Origin of the sequence: Oceanobacillus damuensis, from assembly GCF_001618145.1 — a bacterium.
In the GTDB taxonomy this organism is placed as follows: Bacteria; Bacillota; Bacilli; order Bacillales; family Amphibacillaceae; genus Oceanobacillus; species Oceanobacillus damuensis.
Map to the genome: position 1 here is coordinate 1 of NZ_LQNF01000029.1, position 17,384 is coordinate 17,384.

At 41.4% G+C, this 17,384-nt stretch carries 15 protein-coding genes; 12 read left to right on the top strand and 3 right to left on the bottom strand.

Going from position 1 to position 17,384, the window contains the following annotated elements; translation table 11 throughout:
- Positions 1-585 precede the first annotated feature (585 nt).
- Positions 586-774, bottom strand: coding sequence for a 50S ribosomal protein L28 (gene rpmB / locus A4245_RS14875; protein ID WP_010649390.1), 189 nt, complete (start codon positions 772-774; stop codon positions 586-588).
- A gap of 407 nt (positions 775-1,181) precedes the next feature.
- On the opposite strand from rpmB, the gene A4245_RS14880 reads away from it, so the two are divergent.
- Together A4245_RS14880 and A4245_RS14885 are read left to right on the top strand one after the other, a co-directional pair.
- Complete coding sequence (locus tag A4245_RS14880; RefSeq protein WP_067729300.1) at positions 1,182-1,544, top strand: Asp23/Gls24 family envelope stress response protein; 363 nt, start codon at positions 1,182-1,184, stop codon at positions 1,542-1,544.
- Positions 1,545-1,572: 28 nt separating this feature from the next.
- Positions 1,573-3,234 carry a DAK2 domain-containing protein gene (locus A4245_RS14885; RefSeq protein ID WP_067729302.1) on the top strand — a complete coding sequence of 554 codons (1,662 nt, stop codon included), beginning with the start codon at positions 1,573-1,575 and terminating at the stop codon, positions 3,232-3,234.
- A 248-nt stretch (positions 3,235-3,482) separates the two neighbouring features.
- Here the strand turns inward: A4245_RS14885 and A4245_RS14890 are convergent, their stop codons facing one another.
- Positions 3,483-4,754: an NCS2 family permease gene (locus tag A4245_RS14890; protein ID WP_067729304.1), complete on the bottom strand. Its 1,272-nt coding sequence runs from the start codon at positions 4,752-4,754 to the stop codon at positions 3,483-3,485.
- 211 nt (positions 4,755-4,965) lie between these two features.
- On the opposite strand from A4245_RS14890, the gene sdaAB reads away from it, so the two are divergent.
- The 9 genes from sdaAB (at position 4,966) to rnc (ending at position 13,349) form a co-directional block, all read left to right on the top strand.
- Positions 4,966-5,628, top strand: coding sequence for an L-serine ammonia-lyase, iron-sulfur-dependent subunit beta (gene sdaAB / locus A4245_RS14895; RefSeq protein ID WP_067729306.1), 663 nt, complete (start codon positions 4,966-4,968; stop codon positions 5,626-5,628).
- Between the two features lie 20 nt (positions 5,629-5,648).
- Entirely contained in the window at positions 5,649-6,524 is an 876-nt protein-coding gene (sdaAA, locus tag A4245_RS14900; RefSeq protein ID WP_067729308.1) for an L-serine ammonia-lyase, iron-sulfur-dependent, subunit alpha, read from the top strand.
- Between the two features lie 15 nt (positions 6,525-6,539).
- On the top strand, positions 6,540-8,573 hold the full coding sequence (recG, locus tag A4245_RS14905; protein ID WP_067729310.1) for an ATP-dependent DNA helicase RecG: 2,034 nt from the start codon (positions 6,540-6,542) through the stop codon (positions 8,571-8,573).
- An 83-nt stretch (positions 8,574-8,656) separates the two neighbouring features.
- Positions 8,657-9,250, top strand: a complete 594-nt coding sequence (gene fapR, locus A4245_RS14910) for a transcription factor FapR (RefSeq protein ID WP_067729312.1) — start codon at positions 8,657-8,659, stop codon at positions 9,248-9,250.
- Positions 9,234-10,232: a phosphate acyltransferase PlsX gene (gene plsX / locus A4245_RS14915; protein WP_067729314.1), complete on the top strand. Its 999-nt coding sequence runs from the start codon at positions 9,234-9,236 to the stop codon at positions 10,230-10,232. Before fapR ends, plsX begins: the two co-directional genes overlap by 17 nt.
- A gap of 4 nt (positions 10,233-10,236) precedes the next feature.
- A complete protein-coding gene (gene fabD / locus A4245_RS14920; RefSeq protein WP_067729315.1) occupies positions 10,237-11,175 on the top strand; it encodes an ACP S-malonyltransferase in 939 nt (312 codons plus the stop codon).
- A complete protein-coding gene (gene fabG, locus A4245_RS14925) occupies positions 11,175-11,915 on the top strand; it encodes a 3-oxoacyl-[acyl-carrier-protein] reductase (protein ID WP_067729317.1) in 741 nt (246 codons plus the stop codon). The genes fabD and fabG overlap by 1 nt, the downstream gene beginning before the upstream one ends.
- Before the next feature lie 437 nt (positions 11,916-12,352).
- Positions 12,353-12,586, top strand: coding sequence for an acyl carrier protein (acpP, locus tag A4245_RS14930; RefSeq protein ID WP_067729431.1), 234 nt, complete (start codon positions 12,353-12,355; stop codon positions 12,584-12,586).
- Positions 12,587-12,665: 79 nt separating this feature from the next.
- A complete protein-coding gene (gene rnc / locus A4245_RS14935) occupies positions 12,666-13,349 on the top strand; it encodes a ribonuclease III (RefSeq protein WP_067729320.1) in 684 nt (227 codons plus the stop codon).
- A gap of 51 nt (positions 13,350-13,400) precedes the next feature.
- Here rnc and A4245_RS14940 read toward each other — a convergent pair whose 3' ends face one another.
- Positions 13,401-13,622, bottom strand: coding sequence for a DUF1128 domain-containing protein (locus A4245_RS14940; protein WP_067729322.1), 222 nt, complete (start codon positions 13,620-13,622; stop codon positions 13,401-13,403).
- 186 nt (positions 13,623-13,808) lie between these two features.
- Here A4245_RS14940 and smc point away from each other — a divergent pair, with 186 nt between their 5' ends.
- Positions 13,809-17,375 carry a chromosome segregation protein SMC gene (smc, locus tag A4245_RS14945; protein ID WP_067729324.1) on the top strand — a complete coding sequence of 1,189 codons (3,567 nt, stop codon included), beginning with the start codon at positions 13,809-13,811 and terminating at the stop codon, positions 17,373-17,375.
- The last annotated feature ends 9 nt before the right edge of the window (positions 17,376-17,384 follow it).

The window sequence follows — 17,384 nt, forward strand, 5'->3', positions numbered from 1 at the left end:
TGGCTCACCAGCCGCCTTAGGATGCGCGCAGTGTATTTCCCCGAGCGGTCGCCGAAGTTACTTGCTTCCAGTATCAGCTATAAATTTATCGTAAATTAAATAGAAGTTACGTCGCATTTTACATAAACTGCGAATTAAAAGATGTAAAAACTAAAAGAACGTTGGGGGTCCAGGTGTAACTAGGCTGCTCAGTGCAACTCACGCTATCCTAATTCTGCCAAGGTTTATTTATCCATTTCCTTCTGCGAAAGTTGAGTTAAGAATAAGTTAACGGAAGAACAAAAGCGCAAGCGCCCGTTTAGGGACGTACGGACTGCGCCCCGCACTGTGGGGTGGTTCGACTTGTCGAACATTCCTACGTAGGAGATAAAGGAAACACGACGAACGGAGAGAGTCGATGTTGACTTATCGTACGGAGGCGAAGGAAGTCTCGGTAGTCCCTGGGCGCTAGAGCTGGACGTGGCCGTTTATGTGTAAGAATTAATTGCTGCCAAAATTTTATACTTTCCTATCCCCTATAAAAAAACACCTGATGCATGCATCGGGTGTTTTCCGGTTTTAACAACTAATGTTAATGACGTTATATTAAACGCGCTCCACTTTACCTGATTTAAGGGCACGAGCAGAGACATAGACTTTTTTAGGTTTGCCGTCTACCATAATACGTACTTTTTGCACATTAGCTTTCCAATTACGCTTGTTGGAATTCATAGCGTGAGAGCGTTGGTTTCCACTGCGAGTTTGACGTCCAGTTACAACACATTTTCTAGCCATGTTAATCCCTCCTTACTCTATCATGTGTCATTTATTACTTATACAATTTACCATAAGTAAGCTTAGAATGCAATTAATCTTTTTGTTTTCATCGTACGGTGACACCTTTCACGGGCCTTTTTTGACCTCCACTGACAGATGTCCTCCGTTAAAGAGGATTTGGTTAAAATATCCTTTCCTCCTGATTTATTCGCCAAAAGACAGGCGAATCCACATATAAGATAAAGAAAAAATACTTGACAGATTAATTTAAATCATACATTGTAATAAGGGAAATTTTTTACAAAAGTAATTTATCACGATATATTAGTAGTTGCTTTTAAATGTTATCAGGCTGTAGTATAATTTGCTGTATATTATGATTTATTTAAGAGGACTTTCTGACAGGTAATTTAAGGAGGATTATAATGTCCATTGAACTTAATACGAATGATGGTCAAGTAACCATTACAAATGAAGTTATAGCTACCATTGCAGGTGGTACAGCCGTAGAATGTTATGGTATTGTAGGGATGGCTTCCAAAAGCCAAATTAAAGACGGTATTGCCGAAATGCTGAGAAAAGAGAATTACTCCCGCGGGATTGTAGTGCGTCAGGAAGCTGATAAGCTGCACATTGATATGTATATAATTGTAAGCTATGGCACGAAGATATCCGAAGTGGCAAACAATGTACAATCTCAGGTGAAATATACGTTAAGCCAATCGTTAGGACTGGCAATTGACTCAGTAAATATATACATTCAAGGAGTGCGTGTAGCAAAAGATTGATTTGCTGCAGTTTGAAGGAGGAAACACAGTGACGGTAGAAAAGTTGGATGGCGTTACAATGACACAAATGATACTCTCCGGAGCACATCATCTATCAAACAATGCCAAAAAAATTGATGCATTAAATGTCTTTCCGGTACCCGATGGTGACACCGGTACCAATATGAACTTATCGATGACATCTGGAGCCAATGAAGTCAAAAAGCTTACGAGCAACAGTACTTCTGAAGTCGCAAATGCTTTTGCAAAGGGCTTATTGATGGGTGCCAGAGGAAACTCGGGTGTCATCTTGTCCCAAATATTCCGCGGATTTGCAAGAGGGATGGAAAAGAAAAGGCTGCTTACAGTACCTGATCTTGCCGAGGCCATTGATGCCGGTGTGGTTACTGCCTACAAAGCTGTCATGAAACCTGTGGAGGGTACTATTTTGACAGTGGCAAAAGATTCAGCGAAAATAGCAGTCAGTGAGTCTGAACATGAAAAAGATATTATTGTATTTATGGAAAAGGTGTTGGCTGAAGCAAAAGCTTCCCTTAAACGAACTCCCGATCTTCTACCTGTCCTGAAAGAAGTCGGTGTGGTCGATTCAGGCGGCCAGGGACTTGTGACCATTTACGAAGGGTTTTTGGCTGCACTTAAAGGGGAAGAACTTCCTGAAGATACTACGGATGTTAAGATGGAAGAGATGGTCAATGCAGAGCATCATAAGGTAACGCAGGATTTCATGGATACGTCTGAAATAGTTTATGGTTACTGTACAGAATTCATGGTAAAATTCGAGGAAGAAAAGCTTGCAGATAATCCATTCAGTGAAGAAAACTTCCGTGATGAGTTGAGTGAACTTGGAGATTCATTATTAGTTGTATCGGATGATGAGATTGTGAAAGTCCATATTCATTCAGAAACTCCTGGGAACTGTTTGACGCTTGGTCAGCGTTTCGGAAGTTTGGTTAACATGAAGATTGAAAATATGCGTGAACAACATACAGCACTTGTTGGGGAACAGGATAAAAAATCGACGCGTAAGGAAAAAGCTGCATATGCTATTGTAACTGTAGCAATGGGAAGCGGCCTTGTAACGCTATTTGAAAGCCTTGGAGCATCAGTGGTGATTGAAGGTGGACAAACCATGAATCCTAGTACACAGGATATAACGGATGCAATAAAGAAAGCTAATGCCAAAAATATTCTCATCCTACCAAACAATAAGAACATCCTTATGGCTGCCGATCAGGCTGCCGAGCTTGCTGAGGAGCATGTGGAGGTAGTCCCGACCAAAACCATTCCTCAGGGGATCAGTGCAATTCTGGCTTTCCATCCGGATTCGGATATTAATGAGAACAAAAAAGTGATGGACGAAGCCCGCAAGCAAGTGAAAACCGGCCAGATCACATATGCAGTCAGAGATACACAAATCGATGGCATCACGATTGAAAAAGGTAATTTCATGGGTATTGATGAAGGGAAAATCGTAGCGACACATACGGAAAAAGTTGAAGCAGCCAAATTATTGCTGAAGGAACTAATCACGGATGATGATGAAATCTTAACTGTTCTGTATGGTGAAGATGTGAAGGAATCCGAAGCTGAAGAACTCGTATCATACGTTGAAGAAACATATGGAGATGTGGAAATAGAAGTTCATAATGGAAATCAGCCCATATATTCGTATATATTCTCAGTCGAATAGAAAAGGTGCGGGGACATGATTAACAGTACCATCTCAAGATAAACAAGGGACGGAAAACGCATGGTTATTGCGCTTCCCGTCCCTTGTTTTTATTCACGCGATTCCAGTAACCGGCTGGTTGTGTGTAAGAATAGATTGCTGTGAAAATAAATACTTTCTTATTTTAAAAAAGAAAAAATCCGAACTTATTCGAATTCTGACTAAAGAATTCTGAATCATAGTTCGGATTTTTCTATGACTACACCACTTTATAAACCAACTATCTTTAAAATAAAGCTAAGCAAAAACAATAATGAGATTGCTATTAACGGTGTCGTCAGTTCTTTCTGTTTCCCTAAAGCAGCTTTGACAATTGGATAGGAGATGAAGCCGAATGCCATGCCATCACCAATACTGTAGGTGAATGGAATCATGACGACGATCAGCAATGCTGGAATGCTTTCCGGCAGATTTCTTAACGGCAGGTGCCGGATGTTTTGCGCCATCAAAAATCCAACTATAATCAATATAGGACTGATTGCCGAATTTGGTACGATCGAAATCCAAGGAATGATAACGATTGTTGCCAAAAACAATATACCTGCTGTTATTGCAGCTTTTCCAGTTTTCCCACCGGAAGCTATTACCGCAGCATTTTCGGCTCCTGATACAGTTGGTGAAGTGCCAAAGAAAGCAGAGGCAGTAGCAGAGAGCGCGGTAACCCGGTATGCTCTGTTATAGCTATTATCCCTATCCAGCATTTGCAGTTGCCCGCTTAGAATCCCCATATTTTCAAAGATGAGAATTAATGCCAATGGAAACACTGCCAGCCAGAAGGAAAATTCTCCTATAGCGGTAAACGATGGGAAAAACAGCAACTCATCCATATTCACACGGAAAGGGGCCATTTCTGCCTCTGGAATACCAAAAAGAGTTGCAAGTAAAGTTCCGACTACCATTGTGATTAAAAAATTGGCAGGGACATTTTTGACGAATAGAAAGATAGCAATAAATAAAGTGATAAGACTGACAATCACGGTGGTTGATGTGAAGTCGCCGATTTGTATTATTGTACTTTCGCCGCTTGTAATCAGACCGCTGCTTTCCAACCCGATCAAAATAAGGAAAAATCCGAGCCCAACGGTAATTCCATGCTTCAATGAATCAGGAATGGCATCTTTTAATATGACACCTAGTTTGCTGAATGCCGTTAACAGGAAAATAATGCCTGCCACCAATACGACGGCCAAGCCTTCCTGAAACGTGAATCCGTTGTTCCCTACAATCGAATAGGCAAAGAGAGCATTGATGCCCATTCCAGGAAACAATATTAAGGGCAGTTTCCCATAAAACCCCATAATCATGGTGCCTACGAAACTGGCCATGATTGTGGCCATCATTCCAGCCTCCAGGGAAATACCAGCCTCACTTAGTATTGAACCATTGACGACAACAATATAAACGGTCGTGAAGTAGCCGATTATTCCGGCAATTATATCATTCCCTAAAGGTGTGCGAAGTTTATCGCCGTTTTGTTTCATAAAAATTCCTCATCTGTCTTACATCCCTCTCCCACCCGAATATAGAAAAAGATTTTATCATTTTCCGGCAAATCATTTGAATAATAATTACCGGTCAGATTTTACAAATATATGCTAATTCTATAATCCACAAATGATTATTATAGTCTTTTTTGTTATACTTTACAATAGAACAATATCTATACGAACCAGAAATAGGAGGTGCATGCGTATGAAGTATAATTCTGTTTTTGATATTATCGGCCCGGTCATGGTAGGACCCTCAAGCTCTCATACGGCAGGTGCAGCAAGAATAGGAAAAGCGGCTCGTAATTTATTTGGAAAACAACCGAAATGGGCAAAAATTCATTTATATGAATCTTTTGCGAAAACCTACAAGGGACATGGAACGGATTTTGCTTTGGCAGCTGGTTTATTGGGTTTTGAAACAGATGATCCACAAATGAGCAAAGCCCTTGAAATCGCAAAGCAGAATGGTTTGGAAATCGAATTTATTGAGGATAGTGCTTCTGCAGTCAATCCTAATACAGCTCGTCTGATCATAGGTGATGACGCAGAGCAACTGGAACTCGTTGGTATTTCAATCGGTGGTGGAAAAGTTGAGATTACGGAGCTGAACGGATTTGAACTTCGGCTGTCAGGAAATCATCCGGCAATCCTGATCATGCATAATGATCGCTTTGGTGCAATTGCCTCCGTAACAAAAATTTTGGCAAAGTACGAGATTAATATTGGGCATATGGAAGTAAACAGGAAAGATGTCGGTAAGGAAGCATTGATGGTCATTGAGGTAGATCAGAATGTCGATGATGACATCTTGAAAGAGCTGGAAGAAGCTGACCACATTATTCAAATATCTAAAATTGTCAGCTGATCTGAGAGAGGAGTTTTATGATGTTTAGAACAGTCGCTGAATTGGTTGAAATAGCTGAAAAAGAAAATATTTTAATATCTGAAGTAATGATAAGGCAGGAAATGGATGTTAAAGAAAAAACACGGGATGAAGTTTTTGAAGAAATGGAAAAGAATCTTCAAGTGATGGAAAGAGCGATCGATGATGCAATGCAAGGTGTTCAGTCGGTAACAGGGCTTACAGGTGGAGATGCTGTACTCGTGCAGAAATATATGAAAGAAAAAACACCATTATCCGGTCACCTAATGATGGACGCTGTCAGCAAAGCAATGGGCACAAATGAAGTAAATGCTGCAATGGGCATTATTTGTGCAACCCCGACTGCGGGAAGCGCCGGCTGTGTGCCCGGTACACTATTTGCGGTGAAAGAACAACTAAACCCTACACGGGAGCAGATGATCCGCTACTTGTTCACTGCAGGGGCTTTTGGATTTGTAGTTGCAAATAATGCTTTTATATCAGGAGCTGCAGGAGGATGCCAGGCCGAGGTGGGTTCCGCTGGTGCAATGTCCGCCGCTGCAATAGTCGAAATGGCCGGCGGCACACCACAGCAATCATCAGAGGCGTTTGCAATCACGTTAAAGAATATGCTTGGATTAGTTTGCGATCCTGTTGCCGGCCTTGTTGAAGTGCCTTGTGTAAAAAGAAATGCTGCAGGGTCCTCCCTGGCAATTGTATCTGCAGATCTGGCTTTGGCAGGGGTCACAAGCAGAATCCCATGTGATGAAGTCATCGGTGCGATGTACCGGATTGGGCAACAGATGCCGACTAGTTTACGTGAAACTGGAGAAGGTGGATTGGCGGATACACCAACCGGCAGATTGCTAAAAGAAAAAATCTTCGGAATGACGATGTAGAAAGAGTGATTGGCTGTGCTTAGCGAGCTTGTAACAGAGGTAAAAGGTGTGGGGGATAAGGCTGCAGAAGATCTGGCATCCATGAATATACACACGGTTGCAGATCTTCTCTATTATTTCCCTTATCGTTATGATGTATATGAAATTAAACCGCTTAGCGAATTGATACATGATGATAAAGTAACCATAGAGGGAAGGGTTATCCACGAACCTTCCCTTACTTTTTATGGAAGAAAAAGATCAAGGCTGTCTTTTACGGTTGAAGTGGAAGGAATAGCCGTAAAAGCAGTCATGTTTAACAGAGCATTCGCAAAAAAACAACTCCATGCGGAGAGCATGGTTACGTTAACTGGTAAATGGGATGCCCATCGTCTGCAAATCACGGTTAGCAATTATAAGCTGGGGCCTGCAGAGGAACAGGCCAATATCAATCCAGTCTATTCCGTAAAAGGTGATTTTACGAATATCAAACTTAAAAAAATAATCAGGGCGGCATTAAGTCAATATGGCAAAGAAATTTCAGAAATTCTGCCCGATACATATATAAAGTCTTATAAAATTCCAGGACGTAAGGATGCGGTGTATGCCATGCACTTTCCAGCGGACAGAACTGCTTTGAAGCATGCACGCCGCCGGTTCACGTATGAGGAATTTTTGCTTTTTCAGCTGAAAATGCAGCTGTTGCGCAAATTGAAGCGCGAATCCACACAAGGTAATGCCCACGATTATGATCCGGGTAAAGTGCAGGATTTCATAAATGGGTTTCCTTTTTCACTGACAAATGCCCAAACCAAATCACTTAACCAGATCCTGGGCGATTTGAAATCACCGTTTCGTATGAATCGACTGCTCCAAGGAGATGTGGGATCAGGAAAAACAGCAGTAGCAGCAATCAGTCTTTATGCAGCAATTACGGCTGGAAAGCAGGGGGCATTGATGGTACCTACGGAAATTCTAGCTGAGCAGCATTTCCAGTCTTTAACAGAACTTTTTGGCGAGAAGGCGACAATTGTACTGCTCACTGGTTCTGTTAAAGGAAAAAAGAGAAAAGAAATATTGGCAGCTATCCAAAATAATGAAGCAGATATCATCGTCGGTACACACGCATTGATCCAGGATGAAGTCATCTTTAATGATTTGGGATTCGTGATTGTTGATGAGCAGCACCGATTTGGAGTGGAACAAAGGAGGACCCTGAAGGATAAAGGATTAAATCCGGATGTTTTATTTATGACGGCAACTCCGATACCGCGAACGCTTGCAATTACAGCTTTTGGAGACATGGATGTATCGATAATAGACGAAATGCCTGTGGGGAGAAAGGAAATTGAAACACTTTGGGCAAAAGAAAACACGTTTGAAAGAATCCTTGATTTTATAGAAAAACGAGTTGCAGAAGGGGAGCAGGCATACGTAATCAGTCCATTGATAGAGGAATCAGACAAATTGGACATTCAAAATGCAGTCGATCTTTTTCATCAGCTCCAGGAATATTTCCCCGAAAAAGTAAAAGTAGGCTTAATGCATGGGAGATTACCCTCTGCGGAGAAGGAGGGGGTAATGAAACAATTTGCTGCCAATGAAATTCACGTTCTTGTCTCAACTACTGTTGTGGAAGTTGGTGTGAATGTTCCAAACGCTACCATCATGGTTATTTATGATGCTGAAAGATTCGGATTGTCACAGCTTCATCAGTTAAGAGGAAGAGTAGGCAGGGGAGACAAGCAAAGCTATTGCATATTGATCGCAGAACCAAAAGGAGAAGTGGGTAAAGAGCGGATGCGGATCATGACTGAAACAGCCAACGGATTTGAATTGTCGGAGCAGGATTTAAGGTTGAGGGGACCAGGGGATTTCTTCGGAAAAAAACAGAGCGGGATGCCGGAATTTAAGGTGGCAGATATGATTCATGATTATCGAGCACTGGAAACCGCCAGAAATGATGCCCAGGAAATCATTGAAACAAACATATTGGAGAATGATAAGGAATTTTATTCATTAAGACAGTATCTGGAACAGGAACTTTCCTTTCTGGATAAGCTGGACTAGGGTTAATTTGCATAATTTCAAATGGTATTATATATTACTATTAGTACCAAGTCTTAAATTAAAAGATTGTGGATGGTGCCAATATGAGAAAATCAAAAACGGAACGCCAGCGACAGCTTAAAGAAAGAATTGAGCAAACCCCTTTCATTACGGATGAACAGCTTGCCAAAGAATTCAATGTGAGTATCCAGACGATACGTCTTGATCGAATGGAGCTGACCATTCCTGAATTAAGGGAGCGTATTAAATATGTTGCTACTAATCAATGGAACGAAACGGTAAGAGCATTACCGCTCGATGAAATAATCGGTGAAATCATAGATTTGGAATTGGATAAGCGTGCGATATCCTTATTGGAAATCACATCGGATCTCGTGTTTTCCAGAAATAAAATAGCAAGGGGCCACCATCTTTTTGCACAAGCCAATTCACTTGCAGTAGCAGTAATTAATGATGAACTGGCTTTAACAGCAAAATCAGAAGTAAAATTTACACGCCAGGTAATCGAGGGCGAGCGTGTAATAGCGAAGGCAATAGTAGAAGGTAAAGATGCCAAAGGACGCACGGTTGTGCATGTAAATAGTTTTGTAGATAATGAGAAGGTGTTTACAGGGAGATTTTATATGTATCAATCCAATGAGAATAGAGGGGAAAATGAAAATGAGATTAGCAATTGACGCTATGGGAGGCGACAATGCGCCAAAGGAAATCGTGCTTGGTGCAATGGATGCGATATCAGAGATAGATCATCTGACCATAACGCTATTTGGCGATGAAAACCAAATTAAACCGTTTCTGACAAATAATAAAAATATAGAAATTATTCATACAGATGAGGTTATTACGAGTGATGATGAACCTGTACGCGCGGTACGCAGGAAGAAAAACTCCTCGCTTGTATTAATGGCTAAAGCAGTAAAAGAAGGAAATGCCGACGCCTGTATCTCTGCAGGTAATACAGGAGCTTTAATGAGCGCTGGGCTGTTTGTGGTCGGCAGAGTCCCTGGGATTGACCGTCCTGCATTAAGTCCCACCCTTCCTACAGTTGACGGAAAAGGTTTCCTGATGCTTGATGTTGGTGCAAATGTAGATGCCAAACCGAGCCACCTTGTGCAATATGCAATTATGGGCTCCATCTATTCCGAGAAAGTGCGTGGTATTACCAGACCCGCTGTCGGTCTGCTGAATGTCGGGACAGAGGATGGAAAAGGGAACGAATTGACAAAGAAGGCTTTCGAACAATTAAAAAATGCACCGATTAACTTCATTGGAAATGTGGAAGCACGGGATATTCTAACTGGTGCTGCCGATGTAGTCGTGACCGATGGTTTTAGCGGGAATATCGCCTTAAAAACGATAGAAGGTACAGCACAGACTATTTTCACTTTATTGAAGAGTACTTTTATGTCATCCACTAAAACAAAGATTGCCGCCGGGCTTGTAAAAAAAGATCTTAGAGGTCTCAAAGATCAGCTGGATTACTCTGAATATGGTGGAGCAGGTCTTTTCGGACTTGCAGCTCCAGTGATAAAAGCACATGGATCGTCCAACAGCAGGGCTATATTAAGTGCGATTAAGCAGGCAAATCATATGGTTGAAAACGATGTAACCAATACGATTAAAACTACAATTGAGTCGATAGAATTGGAAGAGGAGTGATTTTATGAAACGTGTTGCGTGTATGTTCCCAGGGCAAGGCTCACAGGCTGTTGGCATGGGAAAGGAATTTTATGATGAATTTCCGTTCGTACAGGATCTTTTTCAAAAAGCAAATGATGTATTGGAGAAGGACATAAAGGGAATTATGTTTGATGGACCCGCAGAAGTTCTGACTGAGACAGAAAATGCTCAACCTGCACTTCTTTTAACAAGCATTGCAATACATAAATTATTACAGCAGGAAAAAGTTGAAGCAGTCATGACTGTCGGTCACAGCCTTGGTGAGTATAGTGCTCTTGTTGCTGCCGATGCCCTCACCTTGGAAGATGCCCTCCCACTTGTGGCTGCCCGCGGTAAACTGATGGAGGAAGCATTTCCGAAAGGTCAGGGTACAATGGCCGCTGTTCTTGGCCTAAGTGAGCAAGAGGTTTCAGATGCTTTAAACAATATTACGGATGAAGTGGTAGACCTTGCCAATTTAAACTGTCCCGGGCAGATAGTTATATCCGGTTCCAAGGAAGGAATTGATGCAGCTTCTGACTTGTTGAAGGAAAAAGGGGCAAAGCGCGTTCTCCCGTTGAATGTAAGCGGACCTTTTCATTCAAGATTGATGAAGCCTGCTAATGAGGAGTTTGCGCATTACTTGGATAAAACACCAATAAAAGATGCTTCCATTCCAGTATTTGCCAATGTATCAGCGGATGCTGTCACATCGAGTGAGGAAATACAGGAATTGCTTCTTAAACAGCTATACTCTCCTGTACGATTTGAAGCGTCGATCAACAATATGATTGAAGAGGGCGTTGACGCGTTTGTGGAAGTGGGGAATGGAAAAGTGCTTTCCGGATTGCTGCGAAAAATAAACAAAAAAGTCCCGACTTTTGCCGTACAGGATATTAAATCAATGAATGAATTTATTACATGGTACAGGGAGGATTCGTAATGCTGCAAGGTAAAAATGCACTTGTAACAGGTGCTTCACGCGGAATAGGCAGAGCAATCGCTTTGGAACTTGCGAAACAAGGGGCAAACGTGGCTGTTAACTATGCCGGAAGTGAAGCCAAAGCACAAGCTGTCGTTGAAGAAATTCAAGGCCTTGGTGTGAAGGCATTTAAGGTCCAGGCAGATGTCGCAAATGAAGCAAATGTAAAAGAGATGGTAAAACATGTGACAACTGAGTTTGGAAGTCTGGATATTTTAGTCAACAATGCTGGTGTGACAAGAGATAACCTGCTTATGCGTATGAAAGAAGAAGAATTTGATCAGGTTATTAATACGAACCTGAAAGGTGTCTTCATTTGTACAAAAGCAGTGACCAGACAAATGATGAAACAGAAGTCCGGAAGAATTATAAATGTTGCATCCATTGTGGGTGTCAGCGGCAACCCGGGACAGGCAAACTATGTTGCAGCCAAAGCCGGCGTTATTGGCCTGACAAAAACTACTGCCAAAGAACTCGCATCACGGAACATTCTGGTAAACGCAGTTGCTCCCGGTTTCATTTCAACTGATATGACCGATGAACTTACTGAAGAACAAAAAGAAGGGGTGTTAAGCCTGATCCCATTGGCAAAACTAGGGACACCAGAAAACGTAGCAAACGTAGTTCGCTTCCTGGCAACAGAAGACGCCAACTACATCACCGGCCAAACCATCCACATAGACGGCGGAATGGTTATGTAGTATCAAAAGCGAGAGGGGCCGTTCAGGAGCGTGAGTGCTGGAGGAAACCGCCGGAGATAAAGGAAACACGAGGAACGTAGTGAGTCGATGTTGACTTATCGGACAGAGGTTCTCCGAAGCACTGCAGCTCCTGGCCCCTTGAGCTGGCCGAATCAAAAGCGAGAGGGGCCGTTCAGGAGCGTGAGTGCTGGAGGAAACCGCCGGAGATAAAGGAAACACGCCCCTTTACTGTAGGGGTATGCCGACGTTGGCGTAAGCCGTTTTTAGTCGGCCCTCCTTAAGCACCTGAGTCGATGTTGACTTATCGGACAGAGGTTCTCCGAAGCACTGCAGCTCCTGGCCCCTAAACTTGCCCAAATCAAAAGCGACTGTAATAATGTTCCGGGTAGAAATGCAGATTGAAATCTCTTATACTACTTGAAGGGAGGTGAAGTATGATGGCAGACGTATTTGATCGTGTAAAAGCTATTATCGTAGATCGTCTTGATGTTGATGAGTCAAAAATTACCATGGAAGCCTCTTTTAAAGATGACCTGGAAGCAGATTCTTTAGACGTAGTGGAATTAGTAATGGAATTGGAAGATGAATTTGACATGGAAATCGCAGACGAAGATGCTGAAAAAATAAATACAGTAGGTGATGCTGTGAATTACATAAACAGCAAAGCTTAATACATTGCGGAAAAACCGCTGACAGAAAGTCTCGCATTCGCGGGGCTTTCGCTATATTTTGTAAGTGGAGGTGAAGGTTATGGATATAGATCAATTACAAGAGCAATTAAAGACTAACTTTAATAATCCAGAACTGATTAAGCAGGCATTTACACATTCATCGTATGTGAATGAGCATCGGAACACTGTGTTTTCGGATAATGAACGCCTTGAATTTCTTGGTGATGCGGTACTGGAATTAGGTGTATCCCAATACCTGTTTCTAAATAATAAAGAGATGCCTGAAGGTCAAATGACCAAATTGCGTGCTGCAATCGTATGTGAACCTTCTTTGATGCGTTTTGCCACAGAATTGAACTTTGGCGAATTTCTGCTTCTGGGTAAAGGAGAAGAACAAACCGGTGGAAGACAAAGGCCGGCAATTTTGGCGGATGTGTTTGAGGCTTTTCTGGGGGCACTTTATTTGGATCAGGGATTTGATGCAGCATTGAAATTTCTTGAGATGCATGTTTTTCCGAAAATCAATACGGGTGCTTTTTCTCATGCGATGGATTATAAAAGTCAGCTGCAGGAATTAGTTCAGCAAAACAAGAACCAGTCTATAGAATATAAGATAGTTAAAGAAAAAGGACCTTCTCATGACAGGGAATTTGTTGCCCAGGCAATCATAAAAGGCAACATTGCCGGTGAAGGTACCGGAAGGACCAAAAAAGAAGCAGAGCAGCGTGCAGCCAAATATGCACTGGACAGTATGAATGTATAAGCTAAAAGGCTGCACTCGGTATGGAGTGACAGCCTTTCTGCTGTCAGGAAACTATTTTCTGATCATTGAAAGTTCCTGAATAAAAGCCTGTGTTTCAGAAGCGCTTAATTGACCTTTTTTTATCACCATATCATACAAGAATTTTAAATCCTCATATTTACTTAAGTCATAGTCTTCTGGTTCCATGATGGAGCGATTGACAACATTTAGCCGTTCAGCTAATTCATCAAGTAAAATTTTCATGTTTTCTTCACTTGCCTTTTCCAAATTCATCTCATTTCCCCCTTTGACCTATAGAACATTACAATGCATTGTGTTTGAATAGGTTCTGCTCTTCTTTTGTGCCTCACTTTATGATAAAATAAATAAGTTAAAAAGCCAAATTATAATAGAATATTAATGATTAGGAACAAGGGATCGGGAAAGATATAAGGTCTCTCTCAAAATAGGAGAATGTATATGTATTTAAAACGATTGGAAAGCGTGGGCTTCAAATCATTTGCGGAGCGGATAAACGTAGATTTTGTACCTGGGGTGACAGCGGTTGTTGGACCAAACGGCAGTGGGAAAAGCAATATAACCGATGCAATACGATGGGTACTTGGTGAACAATCGGCCAAATCATTACGTGGCTCCAAAATGGAAGACATCATATTCCAAGGCAGTGACACGAGAAAAGCATTAAATGTCGCAGAAGTTACATTAGTATTGGACAACCAAGATAAAAGGGTGCCACTTGACTATGAAGAAGTCAGTGTTACGCGCCGTGTTTACCGGTCTGGTGACAGTGAATTCTATATCAATAAACAATCCTGTCGTTTAAAGGATATCATCGATCTTTTTATGGATTCCGGCCTTGGACGCGAGGCCTTTTCTATCATCAGTCAAGGTAAAGTGGAAGAAATCCTTAGTTCCAAAGCGGAAGAACGGAGAACAATCTTTGAAGAGGCTGCAGGTGTCTTGAAATACAAGCAAAGAAAAAAGAAATCTGAATATAAATTAGCGGAGACGCAGGAAAACCTGAACAGGGTGGAGGATATTGTTCACGAGATTGAACAGCAGATTAATCCACTAGAAGAGCAGGCGAAAAACGCCAAAAGGTTTATGGAGCTGAAAGAAAGATTAAAGAAAAAGGAAATTTCCTACCTGATTACGGAAATCGAACAGATTTATACGGAATGGCAAATGCTATTGCATGAGCTTGAAGATGATAAAACTGCTGAAGCGAATAAAAAAACTGCCATTCAAAAGAGAGAGGCTGAACTGGAAAAATACAAGCAGGGTACACTTAGGCTTGATAGTGAAATTGAAGTATTGCAGGAAAATCTTTTGAAAGCAACCGAACAACTAGAGAAGTACGAGGGAAAAAAACAATTGCTGGATGAACGGTCCAAGCATTTTGGCGAAAATAAGGAAAAACTTGAACAGCAACAGGAAGAGACAGTCTCCAAAATTGATGAAGCCAAAAAGATATTGGAATTTGAAAGAAAAAAGCTCGCAGATCTGCAGGATGAAAGAAAAAGAACAAATGAAAAAGCAACTCAACTTGAAGCACAGTTGACAATGAGTAAAGAGAGCATTTCCGACCAGATTGAGGAATTGAAGTCGGATTATATTGAATTCCTTAATAAGCAGGCAGCAAAGCGTAACGAAAAACAATCAATCGCCCAGCAGCTACAGCAAATTAACGGTAAGAAAGATAAGCAGTCGGAAAAATTCCAGGACTTGATAACATTAAGAGAGCAATTAACAGTAAAGCTGGATGAACTGCAATCTGCATTCAATGTAAAGGAAAATCAGTTTACGGATAAGGAAACCTTAATCAAGAAAACAAAAAAGGATTTACAGGCCGAACGTAATCATTTTCAGGATTCACAAGCCAAACTTTACAAAGGCTATCAATATATTGAGAATCTTAAATCCAAAAAGGAAATGCTGGAAGAAATGAAAGAGGATTTTCAAGGATTTTTCCACGGTGTAAAAGCAATCTTAAAAGCACGTGAAGAGAAAAGGCTTGAAAATATTGACGGTGCGGTCATTGAATTGATAGATGTATCAAAGGATTATATAACGGCAATCGAAACCGTTCTCGGCGGCCAGGCCCAGCATATAGTTGTGCAAGACGATCGAGCTGCAAGAAATGCAATCGCATGGCTTAAGAAAACAAATAATGGCCGGGCGACTTTTTTACCTCTTAGCTCCATCCAGGAACGATTTATATCAAAAGATATTCTGCATAAGATTGAAACCCGCCCCGGATACATTGGGATAGCCTCTGAACTAGTGAAAACGAGTAATGCTTATCAAAAAGCGGTCAATCACTTGATGGGTCACGTAATTATTGCAAGGACACTGAAGAATGCCAATGAAATCGCAGCAATCGTTAATCGGAGGTTCAGGGTTGTTACACTCGAAGGTGATGTTGTTAATCCAGGGGGATCCATGTCCGGTGGAGCCCAAAAGAAAACAAATCAGTCACTTTTTACAAGGGAAAAAGACCTTCAGGATATGACAGATCGGCTGAAAGAGTTCAACGAAAAGGCACTGCAATTTGAATCGATGGTAAAAAAACGCAAAAATAATGTTAAAGAGCTTGAAGATAGGCTGTCATCTGAAGAAATCAAGCTGTCAGCTCTTCAAAATGAGTTGCAGGAATTGCGTAGTGAATATAAGCAAGTGGAGATGAAGTTGTCTTCCATAAATGATAACTTGTCCATTTATGATTTGGATAAAAAGCAATTCGTTCAGGACAGTCAGGAGTTAATCGCTCGTGAAACGGCATTGACAGATGAATTGACAACCATAAAAAATCAGCTTGAGGCAATTCAGAAAGAGATTGATACGTTATCTAATCAAGATGAGAAGTATAAAGAAAACAAGGAAATAATGCAAAGTGACTTGCATAAGTTTCAGATTACACTCGCAGAGCAGGAGGAACGGGTCAAATATCAGCGTGAAAAAACGAATGTTGTCCAACAGCAATTAAACAGTCTGGAAGAGCAATATGAGAAAAACGATAACGAGTTAAGGAACATGCTGGAATTTGAGAACTCGGAAGAGACTGAAGCTGATATGGATCAAATGATTCTAACAGCCAAGACAGAGAAAGAATCTTCCACTGAGAAAATCCAGCAATTGCGTGAAGAAAGAGTAAAACAGACGCAGCATGTTCAGGAGATAGAAAAAGAGCTTAAGGAAGAAAATAGTACACATCAGAAATTTCTCCAAGCGATTCAGCAAAAAGAAGTAAAAGTGAACCGGCTTGATGTGGAGCTTGAAAATCGTCTGAATCACCTGCAGACAGAGTATACAATCACGTACGAGAAGGCGAAACAACACTATGACAAAGTTGAGGACATCGAGGAAGCAAAGTCAGCGGTAAAACAATTAAAGCTCAGTATTGAACGTTTAGGTACAGTCAATCTGGGAGCGATTGATGAATATGAGCGGGTTTCGGAACGCTATTCATTCCTGACAGAACAGAGGAATGATCTAGTGGAAGCCAAACAAGTGCTATATCAGGTTATTGCTGAAATGGATGAAGAGATGGAAAATCGTTTCGATGCTACATTTACTAAAATCAAAGATGAATTTGCTGTTGTATTTACACAGTTATTTGGTGGTGGTCATGCAGAATTGAAATTGACCGACCCTAAAAATCTTCTTGATACTGGTGTCGATATCATTGCCCAGCCACCTGGGAAGAAACTGCAGCATTTAGGCTTGCTTTCAGGGGGAGAACGCGCCTTAACGGCCATTGCATTATTGTTTGCCATTTTGAGGGTGCGTCCTGTGCCTTTCTGTATCCTGGATGAAGTGGAAGCTGCACTTGACGAAGCCAATGTTGCCAGGTTTGCAAAATACGTTAAGTTGTACAGTGACAGCACACAATTTATCGTGATTACACACAGAAAAGGAACGATGGAAGAGGCGGATGTGCTTTATGGCGTGACGATGCAGGAATCAGGGGTATCGAGGCTTGTGTCTGTACGGCTTGAAGAAACAAAAGAATTAATCAAATCTTAGGAGGTAGAT

Bases quoted from the DNA above. Each gene is read 5' to 3' on its own strand.
- rpmB (WP_010649390.1), bottom strand. From the start codon at position 774: ATGGCTAGAAAATGTGTTGTAACTGGACGTCAAACTCGCAGTGGAAAC.
- A4245_RS14880 (WP_067729300.1), top strand. From the start codon at position 1,182: ATGTCCATTGAACTTAATACGAATGATGGTCAAGTAACCATTACAAAT.
- A4245_RS14890 (WP_067729304.1), bottom strand. From the start codon at position 4,754: ATGAAACAAAACGGCGATAAACTTCGCACACCTTTAGGGAATGATATA.
- sdaAB (WP_067729306.1), top strand. From the start codon at position 4,966: ATGAAGTATAATTCTGTTTTTGATATTATCGGCCCGGTCATGGTAGGA.
- sdaAA (WP_067729308.1), top strand. From the start codon at position 5,649: ATGTTTAGAACAGTCGCTGAATTGGTTGAAATAGCTGAAAAAGAAAAT.
- fapR (WP_067729312.1), top strand. From the start codon at position 8,657: ATGAGAAAATCAAAAACGGAACGCCAGCGACAGCTTAAAGAAAGAATT.
- plsX (WP_067729314.1), top strand. From the start codon at position 9,234: ATGAGATTAGCAATTGACGCTATGGGAGGCGACAATGCGCCAAAGGAA.
- fabD (WP_067729315.1), top strand. From the start codon at position 10,237: ATGAAACGTGTTGCGTGTATGTTCCCAGGGCAAGGCTCACAGGCTGTT.
- fabG (WP_067729317.1), top strand. From the start codon at position 11,175: ATGCTGCAAGGTAAAAATGCACTTGTAACAGGTGCTTCACGCGGAATA.
- acpP (WP_067729431.1), top strand. From the start codon at position 12,353: ATGGCAGACGTATTTGATCGTGTAAAAGCTATTATCGTAGATCGTCTT.
- rnc (WP_067729320.1), top strand. From the start codon at position 12,666: ATGGATATAGATCAATTACAAGAGCAATTAAAGACTAACTTTAATAAT.
- A4245_RS14940 (WP_067729322.1), bottom strand. From the start codon at position 13,622: ATGAATTTGGAAAAGGCAAGTGAAGAAAACATGAAAATTTTACTTGAT.
- smc (WP_067729324.1), top strand. From the start codon at position 13,809: ATGTATTTAAAACGATTGGAAAGCGTGGGCTTCAAATCATTTGCGGAG.